The sequence below is a fragment of the Alkalihalophilus lindianensis genome, assembly GCF_032843265.1.
Classification (GTDB): domain Bacteria; phylum Bacillota; class Bacilli; order Bacillales; family Bacillaceae_D; genus Alkalihalophilus; species Alkalihalophilus lindianensis.
In genome coordinates, this window is the sequence record NZ_JAWJBA010000541.1 from 1 (window position 1) to 260 (window position 260).

Annotated in this window: 1 protein-coding gene; it reads left to right on the forward strand. The window is 78.8% G+C overall.

The window, feature by feature from the left end; genetic code table 11:
* Nucleotides 1-260, forward strand: a 260-nt coding sequence (locus RYX56_RS23350; protein ID WP_317124257.1) for a TonB-dependent receptor domain-containing protein, incomplete at both ends; no start/stop codon positions are given.

Genomic DNA, 260 nt, shown 5'->3' on the forward strand with positions numbered 1-260 from the left:
CCGCGATCAGATCGTGTGGACGCCCGGCGCGGACGGGCGCTGGCGGCCCGAAAACGTCCAGCAGACCGCCACGCACGGCCTCGAAGCCGCCGCGCGCTGGGCGCGCGCCGACGGCTGGGGCCGCCCCACCCTCGACGTCTCGGCCGCCTACACGCACGCTGTCGACCGCTCCGACCCGGCCGCGCCGACTTACGGGCGGCAGCTGCGCTACGTGCCGCGCGTCGTGGCGCGCGCCAGCGCCTCGGCCACCCCCGGCCGCT